At 46.4% G+C, this 24,401-nt stretch carries 16 protein-coding genes and 1 tRNA gene; 5 read left to right on the forward strand and 12 right to left on the reverse strand.

All coding sequences use genetic code 11. From position 1 onward, the window contains the following. Positions 1-58 precede the first annotated feature (58 nt). From ACTJJS_RS18885 to ACTJJS_RS18905, 5 genes are all read right to left on the reverse strand, one after another. Positions 59-811, reverse strand: a complete 753-nt coding sequence (locus tag ACTJJS_RS18885) for a DNRLRE domain-containing protein (RefSeq protein ID WP_168870136.1) — start codon at positions 809-811, stop codon at positions 59-61. A 611-nt stretch (positions 812-1,422) separates the two neighbouring features. Then, positions 1,423-3,831: a hypothetical protein gene (locus ACTJJS_RS18890; protein WP_440664852.1), complete on the reverse strand. Its 2,409-nt coding sequence runs from the start codon at positions 3,829-3,831 to the stop codon at positions 1,423-1,425. A gap of 2 nt (positions 3,832-3,833) precedes the next feature. Continuing rightward, positions 3,834-6,674 carry a P-loop NTPase fold protein gene (locus tag ACTJJS_RS18895; protein WP_440664853.1) on the reverse strand — a complete coding sequence of 947 codons (2,841 nt, stop codon included), beginning with the start codon at positions 6,672-6,674 and terminating at the stop codon, positions 3,834-3,836. 13 nt (positions 6,675-6,687) lie between these two features. Continuing rightward, entirely contained in the window at positions 6,688-7,326 is a 639-nt protein-coding gene (locus ACTJJS_RS18900) for a hypothetical protein (protein WP_440664854.1), read from the reverse strand. A gap of 279 nt (positions 7,327-7,605) precedes the next feature. Continuing rightward, positions 7,606-7,678, reverse strand: a tRNA-Lys gene (locus tag ACTJJS_RS18905). A gap of 157 nt (positions 7,679-7,835) precedes the next feature. On the opposite strand from ACTJJS_RS18905, the gene ACTJJS_RS18910 reads away from it, so the two are divergent. From ACTJJS_RS18910 to ACTJJS_RS18930, 5 genes are all read left to right on the forward strand, one after another. Beyond that, positions 7,836-9,014, forward strand: coding sequence for a thiolase family protein (locus ACTJJS_RS18910; protein ID WP_440664855.1), 1,179 nt, complete (start codon positions 7,836-7,838; stop codon positions 9,012-9,014). Between the two features lie 162 nt (positions 9,015-9,176). Then, positions 9,177-10,799 carry a DUF1800 domain-containing protein gene (locus tag ACTJJS_RS18915; protein WP_440664856.1) on the forward strand — a complete coding sequence of 541 codons (1,623 nt, stop codon included), beginning with the start codon at positions 9,177-9,179 and terminating at the stop codon, positions 10,797-10,799. Between the two features lie 11 nt (positions 10,800-10,810). Continuing rightward, positions 10,811-12,394 carry a DUF1501 domain-containing protein gene (locus ACTJJS_RS18920; RefSeq protein ID WP_168870127.1) on the forward strand — a complete coding sequence of 528 codons (1,584 nt, stop codon included), beginning with the start codon at positions 10,811-10,813 and terminating at the stop codon, positions 12,392-12,394. A 10-nt stretch (positions 12,395-12,404) separates the two neighbouring features. Next, complete coding sequence (locus ACTJJS_RS18925) at positions 12,405-12,779, forward strand: hypothetical protein (RefSeq protein ID WP_440664857.1); 375 nt, start codon at positions 12,405-12,407, stop codon at positions 12,777-12,779. A 126-nt stretch (positions 12,780-12,905) separates the two neighbouring features. Then, entirely contained in the window at positions 12,906-15,323 is a 2,418-nt protein-coding gene (locus tag ACTJJS_RS18930) for a TonB-dependent receptor (RefSeq protein WP_440664858.1), read from the forward strand. Between the two features lie 63 nt (positions 15,324-15,386). Here the strand turns inward: ACTJJS_RS18930 and ACTJJS_RS18935 are convergent, their stop codons facing one another. From ACTJJS_RS18935 to ACTJJS_RS18965, 7 genes are all read right to left on the reverse strand, one after another. Next, positions 15,387-15,824, reverse strand: a complete 438-nt coding sequence (locus ACTJJS_RS18935; protein ID WP_440664859.1) for a hypothetical protein — start codon at positions 15,822-15,824, stop codon at positions 15,387-15,389. A gap of 26 nt (positions 15,825-15,850) precedes the next feature. Then, positions 15,851-16,288, reverse strand: coding sequence for a DUF5991 domain-containing protein (locus ACTJJS_RS18940; protein ID WP_440664860.1), 438 nt, complete (start codon positions 16,286-16,288; stop codon positions 15,851-15,853). Further along, complete coding sequence (locus ACTJJS_RS18945; protein WP_440664861.1) at positions 16,272-19,442, reverse strand: peptidoglycan DD-metalloendopeptidase family protein; 3,171 nt, start codon at positions 19,440-19,442, stop codon at positions 16,272-16,274. Before ACTJJS_RS18945 ends, ACTJJS_RS18940 begins: the two co-directional genes overlap by 17 nt. A gap of 1 nt (position 19,443) precedes the next feature. Further along, positions 19,444-21,228 (reverse strand): type VI secretion system Vgr family protein, encoded by a 1,785-nt coding sequence (locus ACTJJS_RS18950; protein WP_440664862.1) that lies wholly within the window; start codon positions 21,226-21,228, stop codon positions 19,444-19,446. Positions 21,229-21,269: 41 nt separating this feature from the next. Continuing rightward, positions 21,270-21,662 (reverse strand): type VI secretion system tube protein TssD, encoded by a 393-nt coding sequence (gene tssD / locus ACTJJS_RS18955; RefSeq protein WP_168870120.1) that lies wholly within the window; start codon positions 21,660-21,662, stop codon positions 21,270-21,272. Between the two features lie 450 nt (positions 21,663-22,112). Continuing rightward, positions 22,113-22,550, reverse strand: a complete 438-nt coding sequence (locus tag ACTJJS_RS18960) for a DUF983 domain-containing protein (protein ID WP_440664863.1) — start codon at positions 22,548-22,550, stop codon at positions 22,113-22,115. A gap of 45 nt (positions 22,551-22,595) precedes the next feature. Further along, positions 22,596-24,374 (reverse strand): ABC transporter ATP-binding protein, encoded by a 1,779-nt coding sequence (locus tag ACTJJS_RS18965; RefSeq protein WP_440664864.1) that lies wholly within the window; start codon positions 24,372-24,374, stop codon positions 22,596-22,598. Between the last annotated feature and the right edge of the window lie 27 nt (positions 24,375-24,401).

A 24,401-nucleotide genomic window follows, 5' to 3' on the forward strand; every position in this document is an offset into this window, starting at 1 on the left:
AGAGAATGGGTATACTGGTTTGATCAATATACGCTGATAGCATCCCCGGTAATATTTTCTAGATCTCGTAGGTGATCACCAGTTTCGGACGGCCGGCGATATTGGTATTACGAGGACCAGTGAAGATAAGGCTGCGATAGTAAGCTTCTGTCTGCAGTTGCATGCTAAGGCCGTTGTTCTGTCCACTGTTGACGATGTCCTGTACCAGTGAGGTAACGTTAAGGGTTACACTGTAATTCCACTGGGAAGTAGAAGCCGGAATCGCTACCTGATTGGTGGTAGTGGTCGTAGGCTGGTTATTCCAGGTAATGGAAGTTGCAGTCCAGGAGCCGGTTACACGTTTGATCCAGGCAGGGTTAGTGCCGGAAGAATTGTACGGCGAACCTGGATAGTAGGAGTTGCCTTGTGGAGCGGCCGCGCTAGTGGTCACACCGGTTAGCGTCAGTGTGGCAGATACGATCGTCGTGCCTGCAGGGATGGTGCTGAGACCATTAAATCTGAAGAACTGCCGCGCAGTACCTGGCGTACCCTGGAAAGTCCAGGACAGGGCGAGGAAATCGGTTTCGGAGCTGAAGTTGCGATTAACCCAATCCGGATGGTTGTAAACAGCCGCGTCGTCCTGAGTGCCGGCGCCTTTTGTGAAGTTGTCCCCGATACTGAGGGTAATAGTTTTCTTTCCGTCTTTAATTTCGGAGTTGAGGACCTGGGCATTTTGCTGTGGATTTGGATCTGTCGCCAGATCTTTACGGCAGCTGCTTGTCATAAATGCTGCTACAAGGGTAAGGGTCACAAGGGCATTAGAGATTTTCATACATTAAAGGTTAAGTGAGTAATAAAAAACGGATAAACGCAAGAAGGTATTAGCGCCCTATGCAGGCATCATTGTTAGTGGTGCATGAGAAAGTATGTTAATGAGTAAATGGGCTTTTTAACAAAGGTCCGGGTTGATATTGGTTCAGTTATTTTGAGTTGTTGGGATGGAGGATTTTTAATACCATCTTTACAAAGATAGTCATTCAGTTTTCATAAAAATGGAAAATAAAAGCTAGATAGTTTTGAGGGAATGAGGATAATATTTATAGGTGAAATTTTATCGCAGGAGTGTGTGGGCTTCGACTGGTGCCATTTTCCGTGAGTCATATTTTATCCGGTTTAAACGATGTGTCATACATTTCCTAAATTGCAGGGTGGCATGTAATCTGTGCAAAATGTGCGAATAATGTAAATAGTATTTAAATGAAGCCTGAGAACGACATACAGCCTAACGATGCTACAGAAATAAGCAGCGTTAAGCCTGATATATTTTATAAAGTAGATATTGTGGTAAAGCCAACCCACAATTTTTATGATTTACACAGTTTTTGAGATATTGTTGTAAACTCAATGAAATAGTCCCAAATAGTGAGCATCTAATAGGCAATTCTATTCAAATCTATAGGTACGGCTATCTTCATCAAGTTTCTTGATTACTGCCATAACTTTGTCATGAGGCATTTGATTATGCTTTAGTAGTGTACTGTAAATATTGGCATACTCATTATAAATATTTGTGGCAAAAATACCTGTATCATCAGACCCCACAACAATCGGAGGAATACTCGCACCCTCTTCTCTCCATTTCACCCAGTTATAAAGATGATAGGAGCGAAAACTCCGGTGAAATCCAATACGTACATTACTAGTTGGCAATGTCTCTATTACAATCTCTCGTTGATTCATTTCATGCAGGAGAGCCAATTGCAGTCGTGTAATCTGCTCTGAATTCAGCATTTCAAATGGATTCACCTCAATTGTCTTGTCATAATCCTTTCTGTAATTCGCGTCATGATATCGCCGATAAAGATCCCATGCTTTATTCTTAGCTATGTCTTTTCTTTTCTCCACGAATTTTGATGTCACAGGAAATCTCCACTCCTCATCATTAAAAACATTTTTCAATTCGGCATTCTCTCGTTCTAATTCCAGTGTATGAATGGGACAACATTGGCGCATTAGCCAAGCATTCTCCAACACTGAAACCGGGTAATAATCTCCGTAGATATCAAAGCTCAGATCCTGAATTTTGTTTACAATAAATGGAATCACACTATGCAATGACTCTATCTTACTAACAATAATCAAATGATAAGTAAAAATCAGATCATCGAGATACTCACCCTGGCGAATCACTATTTTATCACCAACTACCTGCTTCCATTGGACAACAGACAGGCCAGCCGCGGTAGCATGTCCGATACGGTCGCCATTTCTTAAGTCGCAAAACACAATTGCCTCATAAATAGCTCGAAGCCCACCGGGAATATGATAAAAATCTTCACCGGCATGGTAGGTAAAATGCATCACACCAAATCGGCGCATGAGCCGAAATACAGGTGCAAATACTTCTGGCGCTGCGTCGAATTCATTGGCGGCGGCATCAACAGCGGTAACCCGTTCTCGGTATCTGGCATGTTTACTCAGCAATAACCCAAGCACTTTCCCCCTTTGCCATAGATCATATCTCAATTCTTTGTGACGCACAAAGTCGTTCGGCTTCTTATCCCGCCTCTTAATGAAATGGGCTATCAGTCTTAATTTTGGGACGGAATTTGCATTTGCCTCTCCTTCCTCTTTCCCTACCACAATTTTCTTGCACATAAATTCCCATCCCTGCCATATAGAATCGATAAAGGCAATCAGGTCTGCTTCGGTTTTTTTGGGAGAAAATCGTCCTTCCAGGAAAGATAGATGTCTCAGATCGTTGCCGTGCATCTGGTAATAACGTCGTCTATATGTGCGCTCACTATGCTCACGAAGTCCATTAAGTGTATGCTTCTGAAACTGATCAAATCCATTCTGATGAGTCTGTTGAACCAATAGCCTGTTTGTTAAACCAAGTATCAGGAGATAAAAATGAAAGAGCCCTGCCAACGTTTCGTTCTCTACCTTCTCCAATTCTTTTAGCAACAGAATGTACATCAATGCTTCCAATGTCATCAGGCTTGCATTCCCATCACCACCTAATAGAACTGAGAAGGGGTGCTTATAGCCTCCTGGGTAATCAGCGTGCTTGTGCACCATTTGATATAGCAGAACATGTCTGTTCCGAAATACATCGTCCTCTGTAAGCTTTGGCACATTGGGAAATAAAAAGTCAAAAAAGTAATTCCTTAGACGTTGGGCTGTTCTAAGTAGCGATATGAAACTATCCGGATCCAACAAATGTGATTCCTGTTCTAATTGTTCCTTTACTTTCGTATCCGCAAAAGCACTCATCAGATCTTTATAAATCTTGTTCGGAGAAAAGAGATAGTCCTGCCATACTTGATCTGTTTCCAAAGCTCCATTTAGATGCATATGTAAATCATGTAACCCTTGTTGCTGCTGCAAATAATAATCCAATTGTGGAATTCTTGCGCTAGGAATAGCTGTGTATCTTGTATTTGGTAGCAAGATCCTTTTCACCAGTGTAACCACGGAGGAGGCTTCACTCCGATCGACGCTAACTTTGTCTTGGAGGAATACACATTGGAGAAACAAAGGAGGTATATAGGTAATCAACTCCTGCCAATCTGTTTGTCTATTACTCTTGACATACACTCTTTGTTCCGAAAACTCCAGATATCCATCTGCGAGCTCTCTCAAGCCTCTGGTCATTATTCCCGAGATAGATGCAACATTTCGGAAAGTTTCCTCCTGAGCTAAGAGAAAATAGGAATCCGGCATTGATCGGTTCTGCTCTCTTGCTTTTAAGAACAATCTTCTTTTGACGTCCGAAAATGAAACAAATTTACAGTTACTATAATGAGCAAGAGATTCGTTGTCGGATAGAAAAAATATTAGTTGCTGCATGGTCACCACTTGATGTTGTTTTCCGCGAGATATTTTCTGAATTTGGTAATTCGGGCACCATTACGAGGACTACGCGGAAAAACTGACGAAATGTACCTCTCTATCAAAGTATTGTATCCTCTCCTATTCGTTACACTGTCTGTTGTTGCAAACCATTCGTAAGGGATATTATTGCTCTTTAGAATTTCAACTAATTGGTCTGGATTGTCCAATAGTGCAATGGAACCCTGTACTGTTTTAAAGGAGCCCTCGTCATCGATGCTCTGATGAGAACGAATAGCGACATCAGCTAATAGATGAGCCATCGATAATCCAGTTGTATACAGAACGGCTTTTTCTCTACTTTCTTCATTTGAAAGGAATTCATTAAGCGCTGATTCTAATTCGCCGCCCTTAGTTATAGTTAAAAATGGCAAGAGCAGTGGGCAAGCCAATATCCATCTGGAAAACTTCAATTTTTCGAATTCAGAAGTTTCTTTTATTGTTATAATTGTCCTTAAATTACTAACAAAGATACTATCCTCGGTTCTGGTATTATTAATATTCAAATCTGTAGATATTTCTTTCAAATTCTCCCTTGCATCCTCTATCAATACAGCATTCATAAATGCGACTGTTTGTCTATGAAAAAGTACATCTAATGTCAGATTCCTGGCTCCCGTCTCTGCAATAGAACTCATCGCATAGAAAAATCTGGTAATTGTTTTTCCAAGCAAATGGCTCGCCACTGCGATGGTCCTATTCGATTTCAACCATTTTAGTATGGCTTCGGCGAGCAGCGTATCCGAGTTGTCTTCAGATTTTCCTTTTAAATTTCTGACCGGTTCAATTACATTTCCCTGACTTAAATCAACTTGCCTTCTAACAAATCCCACCATAGGATAGCTTCTTAATTGAGAAAGTTCAGTTAAGAGAAGTTTTAACAAATCGACTTTATAATTTTCAGGATCGAAATAAACAGTTTCGTATTCTTTAACAATTTCACCGATGGAGGCAAGAAGCAGATAAAATGAGTATCCTATCCTCGATTCATTTTTATAACCATATGTACTGGAAAAACACGGCATGTAACCTAGAATCCTCTCCGCATTGCTAACCTTTGGTTGTGAAAAGACTCCATCAATGCGATCCTTAAAAGGTTTATTTGCACGATATTTTAGCGCCTTCAGTTGAATAAAATGTGGTGTAATATCACTAACAGCTCCATCTAACTCGAGCGTGCTATACAGATACGCCTGTATTTTTCCTGTCACATTTCGCAATATACCATCGTTTAATAAGCCTGCGCGATCACATAAATCATCAAGATTTGGTTTTAATTTATCATCCAGAACATTATCATCACGGTACGGCAGAATAGGAACCAAGTTTCTTAAGTATCCAACCTTGATTAAATATTCAAAAATCAAAAAACGATAATTGTTTTTAATAGTATTGGACAAAAGCAAGTTCAAGGAAAACAAAGAGGCATTTAAGCTATCGTCTGTAGTAGTTGGCAGCAATTGATACAGGCCATCTAAATACCGCTTGCTCAATAGAAATTTTAATACAACAGCTATCAAATATTTGGCAGTATTTTCTCCAACCGCAACTTCAATTTTTTGCTCCAGCAAATCAGATAGAAAAACGGCCGTAATTTCTGCATTTTTAAAGGGAGCCAGCTTATTATCAGCATATTTGACCAGGAGTAAAAATTGAATTTGGGAACGGAGAGGCTGGCTTAACATAAAGGTTGTAAAAACCTCTACCTGAACCTTGTTTCGAATCCCGTATTCCGACAATATTTCCACATAAAGGCTCTCCAAATTGATAGTCTTTTCAGTTTGTCGAAGCACCACCTCGATGTCTAGCTTTTCATCTATTATCTTGCTCAATAATGAACTCAAGTGTATTCTATACTGCGGTTGCATTATCTTTAGCATGTACTGCGCGGTCAATTTTGTTACCAACTTTCGCTTCTCATTTAAGCCATCCGGAGTACCAGCATGGATGCCTTCATATTTTAATATCTCCGCGCCAAAGTTTTGCCACTTGTTCTGACGGACAACGGTGGTATACAATTCCAGATCACCACTTATTATTGTAATCAAGCGTGGGCCAGTGAAATATTTCCGGATGGTTTCCAACACCACCCACCCTTTAGAGGTATCCACATCAATATCATCAAATATTAGCACGAATGCTTTGCGCCCAATGATATCCAGCGATTTCTTAAGAAAATCGTTAAAATTGTTCGAAAGCTTCTGCGAAGCTGCAACAGCTTTCAATCCATTATCCATGACAAACTCTGCATCCTGCCAGCTATCACCATAATGGCTGCCAATACCATCAATAGAAGGCAAACCAGCTGCCAGCTTATTTAGGGAAGAACGCCATTCTTTTCTGCTGATTACTGGCATAGATTCATTCCTGGAGCTGCATTCATCTTTTGCCAGCTTTCTTTCCACCAGATCAGCGATCATTGATATAATATTTAAAAAGACATGACCTTTTTCTTCTATTAGTGTGGGATCAATTATATCTAAAACTTGAATAGATGATGGGTCGATGTCTATGCCTTTATCCTTTTTTTCGTTATCCTTAATCCAATTTGCAATACTAAGCAGGAATGATGTCTTACCACTACCCCTGGATCCCAACAGCGTTATAGTATTGTGCTTATGATTAGCATCACTTCCCATATCCTTCTCCGCCAATTTCAATGCCTTACTTATGAATTTGATTATGGCTTCAAACTCACTCTGATGCACAAGGTTCGCATAGTCGAATTCTTTTGCGTGATCGCTATTGTCCAAAACAATTGTTACTTTTGGGGTTGCTTTTAATGTATCAGCTGTCCTCACTTTTAATGATTTTTTACATTGAAAATTGTTGACGATAGTAGTCTACTTTAAAATCATATACAGGCCTGGCCGACCCTACATATTTATTCCTTTTGTTCAGATAAAGTGGATGCCTCGACAAGGAAACGTTAGATGAACCGGAAGGGGAATACAAGGCTTTTAATAGCACAGGCTTACCAAATATTGATGGGCTCAAAAGCACTTCCCTATTCGTTCGTACGGCAGGTGTTATTTTCTGGCCAAGAATATCAGAATAAAACAACCTGAACGCGTTATTTTTTCCAAATGAGCTGGTACAAAGAATACGGTCAATTTTTGACTGTGCAATCTGCACTCTGATTTCATGATGCAATATCTCTGGAATAAGGTCCTGATCTAAAGCAGTTGGATTTACACGGCGGCATTGTCTGACAGTATTAGTCACGGCAATCTTTCTATCGTTTAAGAAAGATATCACGCCGCCTAATGTAATCGGCTTTTGCAATGAGTTTGGAAACGCATCACTGAGCAAGTTCCAGATACTATTCCTGTTGCCGTAGAAAAAAGGAATTTGAAAGTTTCTGACGTCATGCGGATGAATTGTCCCAAGTATTAATGAAGTACTTTCAGGGGAAATAGGATACCTGTCCAGGTATTGGTGTTTCGTAATCATGGGGTGTTTATTGAGGAATAATTGAGGGATAATTTCTGTTTTACAGCTGTTCAGTTACGTGATATCATAGCCTGTATATATTTATAGTAAACAATGATTAGTAAATTCTATGATCAAAAGATACTAATTTACTGCAACATTTTCGCATTTAATGGTGCACTCTAAGAAAATAAGGTATTCCAGTTACCCAATCAAATGCCATGTAAGATGACTAAAAACAAAAAGCCACTTAAATCCTTCGATTCAAGCGGCTTTAATTTCCTTGGACAATTTTGCTTGTGACCCTGTAGGGACTCGAACCCTAGGCCCGCTGATTAAGAGTCAGCTGCTCTACCAACTGAGCTACAGAGTCATTAATAACACACCCAAAATGGGTATCGACAAATTTAACGGTTCTGTCGCACATTTGTGTGCTTAATTTAATTAAATTTGGTTACAAGGTAAAAATGTGGATAAATATCCATTATATTGATAATCTAACCGTTAGCTCATTATAAAATAATTTTTTCATGCAAGAAGCGTATATAGTAGCCGGCTACCGCACAGCGGTAGGTAAGTCCAAAAGGGGAGGATTTCGTTTTTACAGACCCGATGATCTGGCTGTAGATGTGATTACGGGATTGCTGCAATCTGTGCCACAGCTGGACCCTAAAAGGGTTGATGACCTGATTGTGGGGAACGCTGTTCCGGAAGCGGAACAGGGACTGCAGATCGGCCGCATGATCTCCGTTCGTGCCTTGGGAATTGATGTACCGGGAATGACGGTCAACCGCTACTGCGCATCCGGATTGGAAACAATCGCTATTGCAACCGCTAAAATACAGACAGGGATGGCCGACTGTATCATCGCCGGTGGTACGGAAAGTATGAGCCTGGTGCCGGTGGCCGGCTGGAAAACCGTGCCCAACTACACCGTGGCCAGCACCACCCCTGACTACTATATCGGCATGGGACTCACCGCTGAAGCAGTGGCCAATGAATTTAAAGTGAGCCGCCAGGACCAGGATGAGTTCTCTTTTAAATCCCACCAGAAAGCATTGAAAGCTATTAAGGAAGGGTACTTCAAATCCGGTATACTCCCTATCAACGTTGAAGAAGTATACGTGGATGAAAAAGGTAAAAAACAAAAACGCACCTTCACCGTGGACACCGACGAAGGACCACGCGGAGACACCTCCCTCGAAGCACTGGGCAAACTGAAACCTGTTTTCGCTGCCGGAGGCTCCGTAACAGCTGGCAACTCCTCACAAACTTCCGACGGCGCTGCCTTCGTTATTGTGATGAGCGAAAGAATGGTCAACGAACTGGGACTGAAACCTATCGGCCGATTGGTGGCCTGTGTTTCTGCCGGCGTGCACCCGCGTATCATGGGAGTAGGACCGGTAGCCGCTGTGCCCAAGGTGCTGCAAAGAGCCGGTAAAACACTCCAGGACATCGACCTGGTGGAACTGAACGAAGCTTTCGCCTCCCAGTCTATCGCCGTGATCCGCGAATTGGGCATCAACCCGGATATCGTGAACATCAACGGTGGCGCCATCGCCCTCGGACACCCGCTGGGCTGCACCGGCGCCAAGCTCACCGTACAGATACTCAACGATATGAAAAGACTGAATAAAAAGTACGGTATCGTGACTGCCTGCGTTGGTGGTGGCCAGGGTATCGCCGGCATCATCGAAAATATTGCCTGATTCTTTTCGTAATACATTATAGCTCAAAGCCGCAGGAAGATTTTCCTGCGGCTTTTGTTTTTATATCCCACCGGTTTTATGATAATTTAATCCTGTTGAATTAAATTTTTTATTAATTTGGCGGAATTAAAGGCCATCCCGCTATCTCAACCATATCGCTTTATGGATCGCAGACAATTCCTGACCTTATCGCCTGCCCGCAATACGCGGAACAGCAAAGCTGTTGCCCGTACGGCAACCGGGCTTACTCCCTACACTGGTGCCTGGGGCAACCAGCAACTCATCCACCTCCTTAAACGGACTACCTTCGGCGCTTCGCCGGAAAATATCAAAGCCCTGAAAAGCCTTGGTATGCAACAGGTGGTGGACATACTGCTTACAGCACAGGCAGACCCTACGCCTCCGGTGAATAACTACGGCACGGACAGTACCGGCGTGGCGCCAGGCGCCACCTGGGTAAGAGCCGCCCAGGGCGATGAAATGCTGGAACGCAAAAGGATCGATTCCTATAAAGCATGGTGGGTAGGGCAGATGCTCAACCAACAGGCAAGCATACACGAGAAAATGGTGCTCTTCTGGCATAATCACTTTGTGACAGAAACAACTATGGTGAATGACAGCCGCTTTATCTACCAGTATAACCTCACCCTACGGCAATACGCATTGGGCAATTTTAAAGCGCTGACCAAAGCAGTGACGCTGGACCCATGCATGCTCGTATATCTCAACGGTTACCTGAATTCCAAAGGCGCTGCTGATGAAAACTACGCCCGCGAACTACATGAGCTCTTTACCGTCGGAAAAGGGCCTGATTCCCACTATACGGAAGATGATGTAAGAGCGACCGCCCGCGTGCTGACGGGCTTCCGGGTAGATCGTACCGCGATCGTCAGTACGTTTAACACAACGCAGCACGATATCACCAATAAACAGTTTTCCGGTTTCTACGGCAACAAGGTAATCTCCGGTCAAACCGGGCCGGATGGTGCCACCGAGGTGGACGCCCTCCTGGATATCATTTTTGCGCAACCGGAAGTCGCTAAGTTCATCTGCCGTAAACTCTATCGCTTTTTTGTATACTATGATATAGACCAGGCTACAGAAGCGAATGTGATCCAGCCACTGGCAGATATTTTCCGCAGCAGCGGTTATGATATCAAAGCAACGCTCAACGCACTGTTTACCAGTGAGCATTTCTTTGATCCGCTTAATATGGCCTGCCTGATTAAAAGCCCTGTGGATTTCTGTATCGGCATGTGCCGCGAATTTGGCGTGACGTTCCCATCAGACTACACCAACCAGTACCAACGCTGGGGCGATCTGCACAATGCCATGGCCGGTATGTTGCAGAACCTGGGCGATCCGCCGCTGGTAGCAGGCTGGGAAGCCTACTATCAGGAACCCGCCTACCATGAACTGTGGATTAATACTGCCACTCTGCCCCGAAGAAACCAGTTGAGCGATGGTTTGATCACCACCGGCTATAAAAACGTGAAAATCGATCCTCTGGCATTTGCTGACAAACTCTCCAACCCCGGCGATCCGGTAGCACTTGTCAACGATTCACTGGATATCCTTTACCGTGTAGGCGTGTCCGATAATGTGAAGACGTTCCTGAAAGATACCATCCTGCTGGCCGGACAAAGTACTAACAGCTACTGGACCAGCGCCTGGAACAATTATAAATCCAATCCCGGCGACGCTGCCAATACGAAAGAGGTTACCAATCACCTGCAAGCCCTGTACAAATACATCATGAACCTTTCAGAATATCAATTGTCCTGAAAAACCTTTCTATGAAAAGAAGAGATTTCCTGAAATATACAGCCCCGGCCGCGATATTGCCAACCATTATCAACGGCTTTTCTATCAAGGCTTTTGGAAGCTCGCCCATGCTGGCTGCCTTAAGCGGCGCCGCTGCCGACAATGACCACGTGCTGGTAATGATTCAGCTGACCGGAGGCAACGATGGGCTCAACATGGTCATCCCATTGGATATCTATGGAAAATACCAGTCTGCCAGGACAAACATTGCTATTCCGGAAGGAAAAGTACTGCGGCTCGACAACTACCTTAAATCCGGTCTGCACCCTGCGATGAAAGGCGTGCAGCAGTTATATAACGAAGGCAAAGCCAGCATCATCCAAAGCGTTGGTTATCCTTCCCCCAATTTCTCCCACTTCCGCGCCACGGACATCTGGCTCACCGGATCAGATTCCAATGAAATACTGACTTCCGGTTGGGGCGGCCGTTATCTCGATACCAAATATCCCGGACCACAGGACAGCTACCCGAATGCTGACAACCCGGACCCGCTGGCCATCCAGATCGGTTCCATTGTGTCACCGGCTTTTCAGGGTGCTGATGCCAGCAGGGGAATGGCCATCACCAGTGCGACAGATTTCTATAACCTGATTGACGGCGTGGTAGATCCTGTGCCCAACACCAAAGCGGGCAAAGAATTGGAGTATATCCGCATGATCGCCAAACAGACCAATAGCTATGAGAGGACGATCAAAGCGGCAGCAGCTAAAGTGACTTCTCAGGGACCATACCCTGCTAATAATAACCTGGCCGATCAGCTGAAGATTGTCGCCCGCCTGGTGGCCGGAGGGCTTAAAACCCGCATGTACATGGTGAGCACAGGGGGCTTCGATACCCATGCCAGTCAGACAGAATCCGGTGACACTACCACCGGCGGCCATGCTAAATTGCTGGGCGGTGTGTCCGATGCCATCAAAGCCTTTATGGACGACCTGAAAGGCCTGAGAGCTTCCCGCAGGGTAGTAGGGATGACGTTTTCCGAGTTTGGCCGACGTATCAAATCGAATTTCAGTATGGGTACGGACCATGGCGCCGCTGCACCGATGATCGTCTTCGGCGACTATGTCAATCAGGGCGTACTGGGCAACTCCCCGGCCATACCTGATAATACCAGCGTGGCGGACAACGTGCCAATGCAGTATGATTTCCGCTCTGTCTATGCCTCCATCCTTGAGCAGTGGTTCTGCGTGGACCAGACCGATCTGAACAAAATCCTGCAGAAAGATTACCAGCGGCTGCCCCTGATCAGCGGTGTGGCCTGTGGTGTCATTACCAACCTGCCCGATCTGAACACAGACGATAAAAAACTGATCACTAACAGCCCTAATCCCTTTACCAGCGCCACCACCATCACCTATATCACAGGCAACGGCAATACCATGATACAGATATTTGATACCATGGGACGGCTGGTGAGCGTGCCTGTCAACAAAATACACACTCCCGGCACCTATACCTTCACTTTCGATGCGGAATACCTGCCCAATGGGGTCTACTATGCCCGGTTCCAGAATGGCTCTGTGCAACAGGTGAGACCAATGCTGAAGGTGAAATAGTGCAATATAAATGCATCGATGTTGCAAATGCGTAAAGTTTATTACCTTTGCCCTGGTGTATAAACATTTTCAAAAAATATTAGCGGTCATCCTGCTGGGCGTATTTACCCTGAATACGGTCCCACGGGAGTTTATACACCTGTTCGCCGGTCACCACGACACCCAGGATGTGCATACGCCTGTGGGCGGGACCGTGTTCTCAGAGCAACACCGCCACTGCGATTTTCTGCAGATAGGAGTGGAACCGTTCGATCAGTACACCACTGATTTTATTTCACCGGTACGTCCGGTAATATGGGTATTTCAACCGCGGCCGTTGCCGGAAACCAGCTATGTTACCTATCGTCATCTCTCTCCCCGGGCGCCACCATCTGAGGTAGCCTGATTTTTCAACTACACATGATATATAGCTGTTATTACCTGCGGGTAGCAGACGGTTATTGGTATTTACTGTTTTCTTATTTCTTATAACTTACGTATGCATTATTTGCGTGTATTTATACTCGGATTAATGGCGACATTGCTGTTGCTGCATCCCACTGCCCAGGCCGGAATTCCTGAAGACGGCACTTTTTCTAACGCACTCACCGGAAAAGTAACGGATAAAGTTACGCATGCCATTATTCCCGGTGCTACTGTTTATCTGCCGGACCTGCATGTCGGCGCCGCTACCGATGCCCAGGGAAATTATACTATCAAAAATCTGCCGAAAGGAAAATATATTGTGGAAATACACTCCATCGGTTATGCCGCCTATACGGAGACAGTCAGTGTAAATGGTACTACCACCAAAGATTTTGAACTGACCGAAACACTGATCGAGAAAAATGAAGTAGTGATCACCGGTGCCAACCTGGCTACTTCCGTGAAAAAAACACCTACGCCCATCAGTATCATTCGCCGGGATGTCCTCGACCAGAGCATTTCTACCAACATTATTGATGCGATCGCCAAAGTGCCCGGTGTAAGCCAGCTTTCCACTGGCCCGGCTATCTCCAAACCTTTCATCCGTGGCCTTGGCTACAACCGTGTAGTGGTGGTCAGCGATGGTGTTCGCCAGGAAGGCCAGCAATGGGGTGATGAACACGGTATCGAAGTGGATGATTACAATGTCAGCAAAATAGAAATACTGAAAGGCCCTGCTTCACTGGTGTATGGCTCAGACGCATTGGCTGGCGTGGTAAACATCGTACCTCCCGCCCCGCTGCCGCAAGGCAAAATTAAAGGCAACGTAGAAGCCAACTACCAGACCAACAACGGCCTCATGGCCTACCATGCTGATATCGCCGGCAATAACAACGGTTTCAGCTGGGGGGCCTACATCACCCAGAAACAGGCACATGACTATAAGAACAAATACGACGGGTATGTATTCAATTCCCGTTTCAATAACACCAACTACGGCGCCAATATCGGTATCAACAAACAGTGGGGCTTCTCCCGCCTGAGCTTTACCTCCTTTAATCAGCATCTTGGCCTGGTAGAAGGAGAGCGCGACAGCGAAGGCCGTTTTATCAAACCAATTAATGATAACGGCACAAAAGAAGAAGTAGCTGTTACCGACAGCGATAATAAGTCCTACAGCATGACGGTGCCCAAACAACAGATCAACCACCAGAAACTGGTATGGGACAACAGCCTGTACCTGCATAATGGTGGCCGTCTTGGCTTAACACTGGGTTATCAGTGGAACAACCGTCGTGAGTTCGGAGATGTCCTGCATCCCGATGAACCAGAGCTCTGGCTGAAATTGCAGACATTCAACTATGCCGCCAAATATTATCTCCCTGAAATGAACGGTTGGCAGACGACTGTCGGTGTAAACGGGATGCAACAGAAAAATGAAATCTCCGGCGAGGAATTCCTCATCCCCGCCTATAACCTGTTCGATATCGGCGCTTTTGCGGTAACAAGCAAAACCTTCGACAAGCTCACCCTGAGCGGTGGCGTACGTTTTGACAGCCGTTCCATGCGTTCCAAATCACTCTTCCTCGATGCTGACGGCAAGCCCGCCGCATCCGGCGAAACAAAATTTGAAGCGTTCAACCGCAATTTCTCCAATGTGTCCGGTAGCGTGGGACTTAGCTATGAAGTCAGCGATCAGGTGGTGCTGAAGCTCAATGCTGCCCGCGGCTTCCGTGCTCCAAACATCTCTGAACTTGCTGCCAACGGCGTACATGAAGGCACTATCAAATATGAATATGGCAACCAGGACCTGAAGCCGGAAGTGAGCACGCAGATAGACGGAGGCGTAGAGTTCAATACCCAGCACGTTTCATTGGCTGCCAATGTGTTCTACAATCATATCAACAACTTCATCTTCTCCCGCAAACTGTTTAATGCAGCTGGTACAGATTCTATCCCGGTTGATGACAATGCCGAGGGATTTGCCGCCTTCAAGTATCAACAAGCTAATGCCAATCTCTATGGTGGCGAGCTGATGTTGGATATACACCCTCACCCTGTTGACTGGCTGCATTTTGAAAACACCCTCTCCTATGTAAGAGGTACTGACGTTAACGCTACCGACTCAACTAAAAACCTGCCTAATATCCCCGCCGCCAGATGGTTGTCTGAGTTGAAAGGCAAGTTTAAAAAGGTAGGTGGCCCGCTGCGCAATGCTTACGTAGGAATACAGATGGATATGAATTTTGCCCAGAATGATGTGTTCTCTGCTTATCAGACCGAGACAGCCACAGGAAGTTATACACTGCTGAATGCCGGTCTGGGTTCGGAGTTTGTGAATAAACATAACAAAACCCTGTTCTCGCTGCATTTTGCAGTAAACAACATCGGTGATGTAGCTTACCAGAATCACCTGAGCCGTTTGAAATACGCACCGGTGAACGAGGTAACAGGGCGCTCCGGTGTCTTTAACGTAGGACGTAATTTTAGTGTTAAACTGGCTATCCCTATTGATTTTAAATAGGTTTTGTCCGGATTATTCAGTCATACAAGGCTGGCCCTTTGGGCCGGCCTTTTTTATGCTGTATCACTGCTTCGCTGTGCTATCTTTCGTTTTCGTATAGGTGGCCCTGTTGCCTTTTATTTTAAAGCGGAACGCATCCTGCCGGATGTTAAACGTAATAACAGTATCCTTCCCGTTGATCGTCATATATGGCGTCGGCAGGGCCTTTTCAGCTGTATCTGCCGTCCGGATATAGTTGATCAGCCGTTTTTCGTCTTTTTTAATGCTGATGGTTTGCGACGCATCAGCTGTCTGATCAAATGATACGGTTATCCCCGATAAGGCAAAGGATGCACGGCCACTGTCAGGATGCCCCGACTGCAGCTTAAAAGCCACCGGCTTACCGGCTTTGGACGAAAAAAAGCCGCCACCGCCACGTTTACCAGGCTGCTCCGACTGGTTACAGGCTCCTAAGGATAATACTACTACAGAAAACGATAAAAGGATAATAGCTTTATTCACAATTCACGGTTAAGTTGAATATAAAGCTATTGAATTTTTTTGCTTTCCGGGGTATGTTTTAACAGATAGGTTTTGGTTGTGTCCTCAAGAATAGCACTTGAAATAATGTAGTAGTTGGTATCTTTTCGGAAGATTTTGAAAAGAGGTTGCTCCGGGCTCCAGTATTGCTCTATGCCACGAGCGTCGTAACAAAAGTACCCCAGAAGTGTATCATTATTGGTTTTGAGGGCACACTTGGCTTCGAAGGCGTACTGTATGCCGTCGCCAATAAAGAGACAGCTGTCGTCTTTGGTGTTGATTTCGTAGTCAGTACCGACATTTATCCCATTCATTATTTCGTTAGTAGAAGTACTTAACTTGTATTGACCTGACCAAGCAGAAATATCATTTGGGGATACAACTTGACTGTTGCAGCTCGATATTATTACTACCAAACTTACTGCTTTACTAAATGGATTTCGCATATTGATGATCTTCTTGAGGGTGAATGATATCAGTTTCGTTAAGTTCTTTTATAATTTGTAGGGGGTCAATACGGCCGTCAAATCCTTGCCCCACATTCTCTCTGACTCGTATTTCAAAGTGCAGGTGTTCCTGCTCTGCTCTGATGTTTGCGGCGTTTCCAGATTTGCCAGTAAAGCCGATGACGTCTCCCATTTTAACATTTTCTCCTGCATTGTAATTAGATGAGTTCTTTAAATGTGCATAGAAGAAGTAATAGTTGTTGTCATCATATTCGCCATTGATGATGACAACATTTCCGTAGGAGTTTGAGTAATAAGATGCTGTTATCAGTCCATCTACACACGCATATACAGGAGTACCTTCTGGAGCATAGAGGTCTAACCCTTGATGCTTGCCACTTTTGCGGCTGGGAATAATACCATATTTGCTCCTTTCCGGAGCCCAGCAGTTGTACCAGCCTCTTAGTTGCATACTTTTTAAAGGGTGATGCCATTTTTTTTGATCCTTAGATATCATAGATAGCATTCTACAATTGGCATCGCAAGTATTTTTATAATTCAAGCCTTCTGTATACTTTTTATGAATTGTTACATGGACTTCAGCCTTACTAACAATTCGATCTTTATCGAGATCGAGACCCTTATTTTTTTGATACCAGCTTCTCTTTGCTATTTTATCCTGTTCCTCACTAAATACTATATAATCTTCTCCTTTTCCTACTCCTTCTGGTTTAAGGATAGTCATATAAAAATCTTCTAACGTGTTTAGCCTGCCTTTGAACTCGCGTAAATAGTGATAGACATATTCCAGCTGTTCTTCTGCTGACATGTGTGCTAGTTTTTTCTTATTAATACCAAGCTTCCATCGGTTGTTCATATGGTTAATCGCTTTTTGCGTAAACTGCACCAATCCCACCGCATGCTCCGCCAACACCCCTTCCGTCAATTTCTCCACTGCCGGCGTAGTCCCCGGCTTATACCCATTCAGCAAATGCGGCAGAAAAGAACCACCTGTTTCAAACGCCATACAGGTCATCAGGTGATTCGGGTCTGCTTGTAACTTGCGTGCAATACTGATGACTTTCTTCCGAAACGCGCAACTTACTTTGCTGCCCCATACCAGTGACTGACATTCTGATGGACCTTGTGAAACGGATACCCGTTCTATGACAGCGGTGGAACGTGCTTTTATGGCGGGTGACAGCCGCAGCTGGTTACCAGGGTACACAAATAGCTGTCGCGAGTACACAGCATTATATCCGGGAAGTTGTATCAATGCATAAATCAGGCTGATGGCAGATAACGGCGCCAGTGGTACAGGAAGCATTACTGCACCTGTTTTATCGACGGTTACCTGTTGTTTGCTGATAATGACGTCATGCTCCAGTAATGGCAGCAGCTCCGTCGCCGGGTAGGTGTGCAGCGGTTTCAGCAACGGAGGCGAGCTTTTCCGGCGCAGGATTGTCACCTGTAATTGCTGTCCGGCAAGGTTGACAGCGTATATTTTCAGCGCTATCTGCTGATGATGGTCGGTGATAAAATATATGCGTTGGTCCTGTGGATCGGTAAAGTATACTTTTACAATACGCTGCCGGCGATGTAATAGTAATTGCGGGCGATTTTGTTGCTCGATGGGAATATTGTCTGTTGGTTTGATCTGAAAATAGAGCTGCAGTTGTTCGTTGTCCCATCCTGATGGAAGCTGTTGCCGGAAGCTGCTGATGGATAACGGGTGCGACACTGCGGGCGTTGTGGTGATGGTTATGAAGCAAGTGTACACCAGTCTGCTGTGAAAAGCCTGCCGGGCGTATATTTCCAGCAATACCTTTCTTTTTTCCAGGCCGGTATGTTCAAAGTACAGGCAAACATCCTGATCATGGCCGGCCTGACGGATAACATAACCATTCGGTGTCGTCCAGTGAGCGGTGGTAACAGTAGCATTCTTTACTTCAAAATGTAATGCTGCTTCCTGCTGTATATTATAAAGATAGGCGTACAGCGTATAATACCCGCAATGAACAAACAGGTGCCGGAATGTTTGTTCTCCCGCACAGTGCGTGCTTTCGGGGCCTTCCAGTTTCCAGTGAAGTTTAAGCTGTTCCCTTGCGGTTAAATCCGGCAGGCTGGTGGTGACATCGAATGTTACGACGGCGCCGCTGACAGGCTGCCGGTCTGCCTGGATACGTTGGATCCGGTTGTTACAGATGGTAACGGCCTGTTGCCAGGTCTGATCGCCTGTGGTGGCACGCACAGTGTAGAGTCCTGGTTGCTCAAACGTCAGTTGAAATTCCGGACCGGTGTTTTCTGATGCGCCACGAAAGCCTTTATCATCTCTCCAATCCCATCGGAATATATCAGCAGATGTTGCGTCTGCCACGGTGAAGCGGATAGGTTGTCCCGGCCTGGCGGTAGTCTGAGAACAGACGATGCCGGTGGGCGTGACCTGTACCCTCTGTGTCAGCATGACCTCAGAGTCTTCTCCGCTGAAAACACGCAGCGTGTAATCCCCGTTGTGCAGGAAATGATGACGGAAAATATGGTCGCCATGTAAGGAAACTGCTGCTATGCCTTTTTCATTTTCAAGTACCCAGTGCAACAGGGCAATATCTCCGGAGGAAGGCGGACGGTCAAAAGTCACCTCCCACGAGGCATTGCTTAGCTGACGTACTTTTGCCGGGCCTTTGATCCGCTGGATATGTGGCGCCTGCTGCGGAAAAGTCATCGACAGTTTGTCGGCCGGAGGCTGATTGTCGCCGCTGTACAAACCCGGAGGGTCATTGTCACCGGAGGGAAGTTGCCCATGGGTGAGGATCTTCAGCCGGCCTCCTTTGGTGAGACATTGCGCGGTGGCATTGTCTGGCAGCGGATAAGCGCCGTTGGCCAATACAATACGTTGTTGACTGGCCGGTATCTGCCATAACAGTTGGGGCGTACAGGGCGCTGGCTGTCCGCCGGCAAGGCAGCTGCTGAAATGCAGGGCGCGCTGATCATTTTCGTGTGTGGTGACTACCGGGCGATCTGTGCCACTGCTGCCGTGAACATAGTACCGGTCGTGTGACACCACCTTTACGGCCGCCGGTGCCACTGCCTTGTCGCAGCTGCAAAGTGCGCCTTCACATACCAGGTGCCTGGCTGAGTTATTGGATGGTATCATATCACGACAGTTTTATTTTTTCCACGCTGTTAATAGCAACGGTACCGGCGGCCATCAGTGTCAGGTCTTCCCGGATACTGTTGATCAATATGCTTTCTGCCTGCTCTTCCAGCTTACGCGAAGTGAGGGTAAAACTGTCATTTGCCTGTTGAATGATATGTGTTGCCAACACCGTTGTATGGCTGCCGGCATACAGGCTGATGTTTTCTCCCGCCCCCTGGGTGAGATTGCCGCCGGCGTGCATGTCCAGCTGATCGGTAGCTTCGATGCTGATATGATTGGCTTTCAGATGAAGCTGTCCCGGGGAAGCGATTGTAATGTTTCCCCGATGGGTGTCAAGCTGTATCACGTTGCCGTTGCGGTCATGGATCTGCAATTGTTCCGCGCCGCTGCTGTCGTCCAGCTCTATGGTATGGCCGCTTCGTGTTTTGATGATCTTCAGGTTATTTCCGGCGTCGCTGAATTTCGTACTGTCTTTACCGTTATATGCGGCGCCCATGGCAAAAGGCAGCTCGGGGTTACCGCCTTCAAAGTCCACCCATACTTCTTCGCCCTTTTCGGGAATAAAATGAAACCCTTTGCCTGCGCCGCCATGAGGGGCTATCAGCCGTATCCAGGGTGAGCTTCCATGCTGCTGCCAGCGGTACCGTATCCGGATGCGCCCCATCCCTTCCGGATCATGATTGTCCGTGACAATAGCGCTTTGTGCTTCGCAGCAGGGCGCAATACCGTTATGGCCGGATGGAATGCAACAATCTGTAGGGGTGCAGGTGAACTGATTGAAATAAGCACCGTCTCCCTGACAATGATGGTCAATACGGGTGACGGTAAACGTCCCTTCAAGGTCAGGTGAAGAGAGGGAAGCGGCTGCTTCAATAATATCACCAATGCGAATGCCGGGGTGCTCACTCTTTCCGGTGAGTTCTACGGACGCGGCCAGCTGTCGTTTTTCGTGTAGCTGTGCCTGTAAGGCAATGCCAGCCATATGTTGTGACATCGTTTTGTCGTAACCTTCTTCCTGGTAAAGCTGCCTGCTGGCGGCCCTTGCCCGTGTGGTGAGCAGCCCGGTGCCCGCTGCAGGCATCGGCGACGGCCCGCTGCTGAAGGCAGCTCCGGTCTCATAGTCATAGCCGGTAAAGCGCCGGTTGCCGGAAGTCAGCTGCAGCCGTATATCGAAATGTACCAGCTCCCGCGGATGCGACAGGATGATTTTGGCAGGGGCGTAGGCGCCAAAGATCATCTGCTGGCCATTGTAGAAGTACCATTCCCCGAAGCGCGCCGCCAGCCGCTGCAGAAAAGCATAATTACTCTCCCGGTACTGCACGAGGTAGGGATGATGGGCTGTATTGCCCGGAGCTATCCGCACATCTGCATGGGCTGACACTGCTTTCAGGCAATGCCGCGCAATATGGGACAGCGTCTGGGTCTCATATACCCGTAACTGTGGTTCCCCGTCCAGCACAATACCCGGGTCGGTTCCTTTCAGCACGCAAAAGCCCGCCGTGGCGTCGCCTTTTTTGCCGGTATGAATGGCGGTGACCAGCCCCTTGAAATGCAGAGTGCCCGTCTGCGGCGCTGCGGCGGCGGATATCTCCACCCATACGTCTTTCCCCAGCAGGTCCTGTCCCTTGCCGGAAGCGTCCGGCCATAAACTGGCCAGCCATCCCTGGTCAATATGTATTTCAAATGTATGATGTCCGTCGATCCGTTGCCGGATCAGCAACTCCCGGAAATGGGGGAACGTTTTTCCATCTATGGTTATTCGGGTCAATGTGTTTAAAGGCATGACAATTAATTTTTTCGGGTTAACAGTGACGTATATACGAATCAGGAATGCGGCCAGGGGTTCTGATAAACACTCTGGTTCAATGCCAGCTCCCGGGCGGACAGCTTTAACCGCACCTGCATCGGGATGTCGCCACTGGCGTTGAAATGCTCGCCATACCGGACACAATAGGCATCGGTGAAGCGTAACTCTTTCATCCGCGACATCACATCACGCCGCCAGAAAGTAACAGTACCGCTTTTAACGCCGGTATTGGAAATCATCCAGTCGAAAAGCCGGCTGCTGCCGTCTGACTCGATAACAATACGGATAACGCCCCCTCGGGGCCGGTGGGAAGGTTTGCCGGTTTCGTCCGTTGCCTGTGAAAAGGTAAAATGACATTCCAGCACATTCATGGTCGATCCTTCCAACAACAGGGTCGCTTTAAAAGACATATAATTGCTGATTTATTGGTGAATAAACAACAAGTATATAAGATGAAGACTGGTAACGGGCTTGATAGGATTTTCCGAAGGAAATTGGGGCAGCTGCTTCAACAGTTTTGATCGTCACAAAATCAGATCATCGCCGTTATTACTGAAGTTACAAATATTCTGTTTACAGATCATTTTCAGCGACGTTTTTTTTCTGTTCATCGCAGAAGATTTACCATTTATATAAAATTATGGTTTTTATGTTGACGGATTTTGTAGTTTCGCCCTGCTTTGTAAGATTGTGTGATTGGTTGTCCCGCCTTGGAGGCTAAGCAGTTTTCCCTCTGGTTATTTTATTATTGGTTTTTGCTGGTAAAGATTTTCTGACCACCATTGGTTCAGATTTTGGTTGAAAAAGAAAGGGGCTGTTTTCACAGCCCCATATTTTTTTCAATGAATTCATGAATTTTTTTAATGATGATGTTGTTGCTGGTCCGGCGCTTTTAACCCCGCTGTACTATCGTCATAATACACAAAAAAATACAGGTAGATAACACGGGAAATACGCATCAGCCAGGGCTGTATCAATACCAGCAACACACCGTTTACGCCCAGCCAGATAAAAATACTGTTGTCTCTCCAGGTAATACCGAAAAAGAGAGCGTACCAAATCAGGTTAAACACGCTGAACGCCACGGAAAGCGCATAACTCACATAACCTGTCCCAAACCAGAACCCCGTCTCCAACTCGTACTTCTGCCCGCATACGGGACAGTTGTCATACATGTTGAAAATTTTTGAGAACTTAAAATGAAAAGGGTTTTTGTCCTTAAACATATCTCCTCTCCGGCATTTGGGACATTTCATCGTTAACAGGCTGACGAAATAGTTCGGGCGTTTGTGTTCCATACTTTTTTTACACTGATTCGGTGCAAAAATAAGTTTTTTAATTCACTAGACGGTCTCCAGCTTGCGCTCGCCTATCTGCTGGCGCCACATGGCGTAGTATAAACCCTTCTCTTCCAGCAGTTCATCATGCCTGCCCGTTTCTACAATATGCCCTTTTTCCAGTACATAAATCCGGTCCGCATGCATAATGGTGCTCAAACGGTGAGCGATCATTACGGTGATATGCTGTTTGCTGGCGGTCACCTGGCGTACCGTTTTGGTGATCTCTTCTTCTGTGATGGAATCCAGTGCGGACGTGGCTTCGTCAAATACCAGTAAACGTGGCTTACGTAATAATGCCCGGGCAATAGACAAACGTTGTTTTTCTCCTCCGGAGATTTTAATGCCGCCTTCGCCGATTACGGTCTCCAGACCTTTGTCGGCCCTCGCCAGCAACGAATAACAGGCCGCCTTGTTCAGGGCGTCCATGATCTCTGCGTCTGTCGCGCCGGGGTTGACGAACAACAGGTTCTCCCGGATAGTGCCGGCAAACAACTGCGTGTCCTGCGTTACAAAACCCACCTGGTGCCGCAGGTCGTCCATGTCTGCTTCATTGGCGTCTACGCCATTGTAAAGGATATGGCCCTCATTAGGTTTGTACAGTCCTACCAGCAGCTTTACCAGCGTGGTTTTGCCGGAACCGGACGGCCCTACGAAGGCAATGGTTTCACCCACCCGGGCGGAAAAATTCACCTTGTCAAGCGCCTTGGTGGCGGCTGTCAGATGTTTGAAGCTGACCTGCCGGAAAGTGAGATCGTCAATATGATTGATCTTCACCGGATGCGCCGGCGTTTCTTCTACCGGCGTATTCAGGATGCCCTGGAAATTCAGCAGCGATACCTGCGCTTCCCTGTAGTTAAGGATAATATTGCCCAACTCCTGCAATGGCCCGAAGATGAAGAAGGAATACAACTGAAGCGTCATCAGTTGCCCGATGGACACATAATCCCGGTAGATGTAAAACAACAGCAAAAACAGGATGCTTTGCCGCATCAGGTTCACAAACGTGCCCTGCACAAAGCTGATACTGCGGATGCTCCGTACTTTCTTCAGCTCCAGCATCAGTATCTTGATGGTAGTGCTGTTCAGCCGGCGGATCTCCTGGTGGGTAAGCCCCAGGCTCTTCACCAGCTCTATGTTGCGCAGCGATTCAGTAGTGGAACCGGCCAACGCAGTGGTCTCCTTTACGATCGTCTTCTGGATCACCTTGATCTTACGGCTTAGCACACTCATCAGCACGGCCAGCAGCACACAGCCAATAAGATATACAAACGGCAGGGTCCAGTGTACCATGGCGGCGTAAATCATCACAAACACCACTCCGATCAACGATACAAATAATACGTTCACAAATGCGGTGATGAACTTCTCACAGTCTGTCCGTACTTTTTGCAGGATGGCCAGCGTTTCACCGCTACGCTGGTCTTCAAACTGCTGATAAGGCAGCCGCAGGGAGTGTCTCAGTCCATCGGTATACACCTGGGCACCAAACTTCTGAACAATCACGTTCACAAAATAATCCTGGAAAGCCTTCGCGATACGCGATACCATGGCTACACCAATAGCAGCGCCAATCAATAACAATACGCCGGACAAATACTGCCCCTCCGGCCGTAAAATATCACCTCCCTTCAGGGTGGTATGCGGATGGGAGGCAAACCGGTCAATGATCCACCCGAAAATCATCGGGTCCAACAGGGAGAAAAGCTGGTTAATGCTCGCCAGCGCCATAGCCAATACTACCAGCCATTTATATTTCTTCAGATAATGCAGCAATAGTTTCATAATATGTTCTTTACAGGTGCACAAAGT

The organism is Chitinophaga sp. 22308 (genome assembly GCF_052045305.1).
Lineage (GTDB): Bacteria > Bacteroidota > Bacteroidia > Chitinophagales > Chitinophagaceae > Chitinophaga > Chitinophaga varians_A.

What these genes read in the sequence shown, in the direction of transcription:
- ACTJJS_RS18915 (WP_440664856.1), top strand. Translation starts at nt 9,177, where the DNA reads ATGGATCGCAGACAATTCCTGACCTTATCGCCTGCCCGCAATACGCGG.
- ACTJJS_RS18940 (WP_440664860.1), bottom strand. Translation starts at nt 16,288, where the DNA reads ATGCGAAATCCATTTAGTAAAGCAGTAAGTTTGGTAGTAATAATATCG.
- ACTJJS_RS18925 (WP_440664857.1), top strand. Translation starts at nt 12,405, where the DNA reads ATGCATCGATGTTGCAAATGCGTAAAGTTTATTACCTTTGCCCTGGTG.
- ACTJJS_RS18910 (WP_440664855.1), top strand. Translation starts at nt 7,836, where the DNA reads ATGCAAGAAGCGTATATAGTAGCCGGCTACCGCACAGCGGTAGGTAAG.
- ACTJJS_RS18965 (WP_440664864.1), bottom strand. Translation starts at nt 24,374, where the DNA reads ATGAAACTATTGCTGCATTATCTGAAGAAATATAAATGGCTGGTAGTA.
- ACTJJS_RS18960 (WP_440664863.1), bottom strand. Translation starts at nt 22,550, where the DNA reads ATGGAACACAAACGCCCGAACTATTTCGTCAGCCTGTTAACGATGAAA.
- ACTJJS_RS18890 (WP_440664852.1), bottom strand. Translation starts at nt 3,831, where the DNA reads ATGCAGCAACTAATATTTTTTCTATCCGACAACGAATCTCTTGCTCAT.
- tssD (WP_168870120.1), bottom strand. Translation starts at nt 21,662, where the DNA reads ATGTCTTTTAAAGCGACCCTGTTGTTGGAAGGATCGACCATGAATGTG.
- ACTJJS_RS18885 (WP_168870136.1), bottom strand. Translation starts at nt 811, where the DNA reads ATGAAAATCTCTAATGCCCTTGTGACCCTTACCCTTGTAGCAGCATTT.
- ACTJJS_RS18900 (WP_440664854.1), bottom strand. Translation starts at nt 7,326, where the DNA reads ATGATTACGAAACACCAATACCTGGACAGGTATCCTATTTCCCCTGAA.
- ACTJJS_RS18945 (WP_440664861.1), bottom strand. Translation starts at nt 19,442, where the DNA reads ATGATACCATCCAATAACTCAGCCAGGCACCTGGTATGTGAAGGCGCA.
- ACTJJS_RS18950 (WP_440664862.1), bottom strand. Translation starts at nt 21,228, where the DNA reads ATGCCTTTAAACACATTGACCCGAATAACCATAGATGGAAAAACGTTC.
- ACTJJS_RS18930 (WP_440664858.1), top strand. Translation starts at nt 12,906, where the DNA reads ATGGCGACATTGCTGTTGCTGCATCCCACTGCCCAGGCCGGAATTCCT.
- ACTJJS_RS18920 (WP_168870127.1), top strand. Translation starts at nt 10,811, where the DNA reads ATGAAAAGAAGAGATTTCCTGAAATATACAGCCCCGGCCGCGATATTG.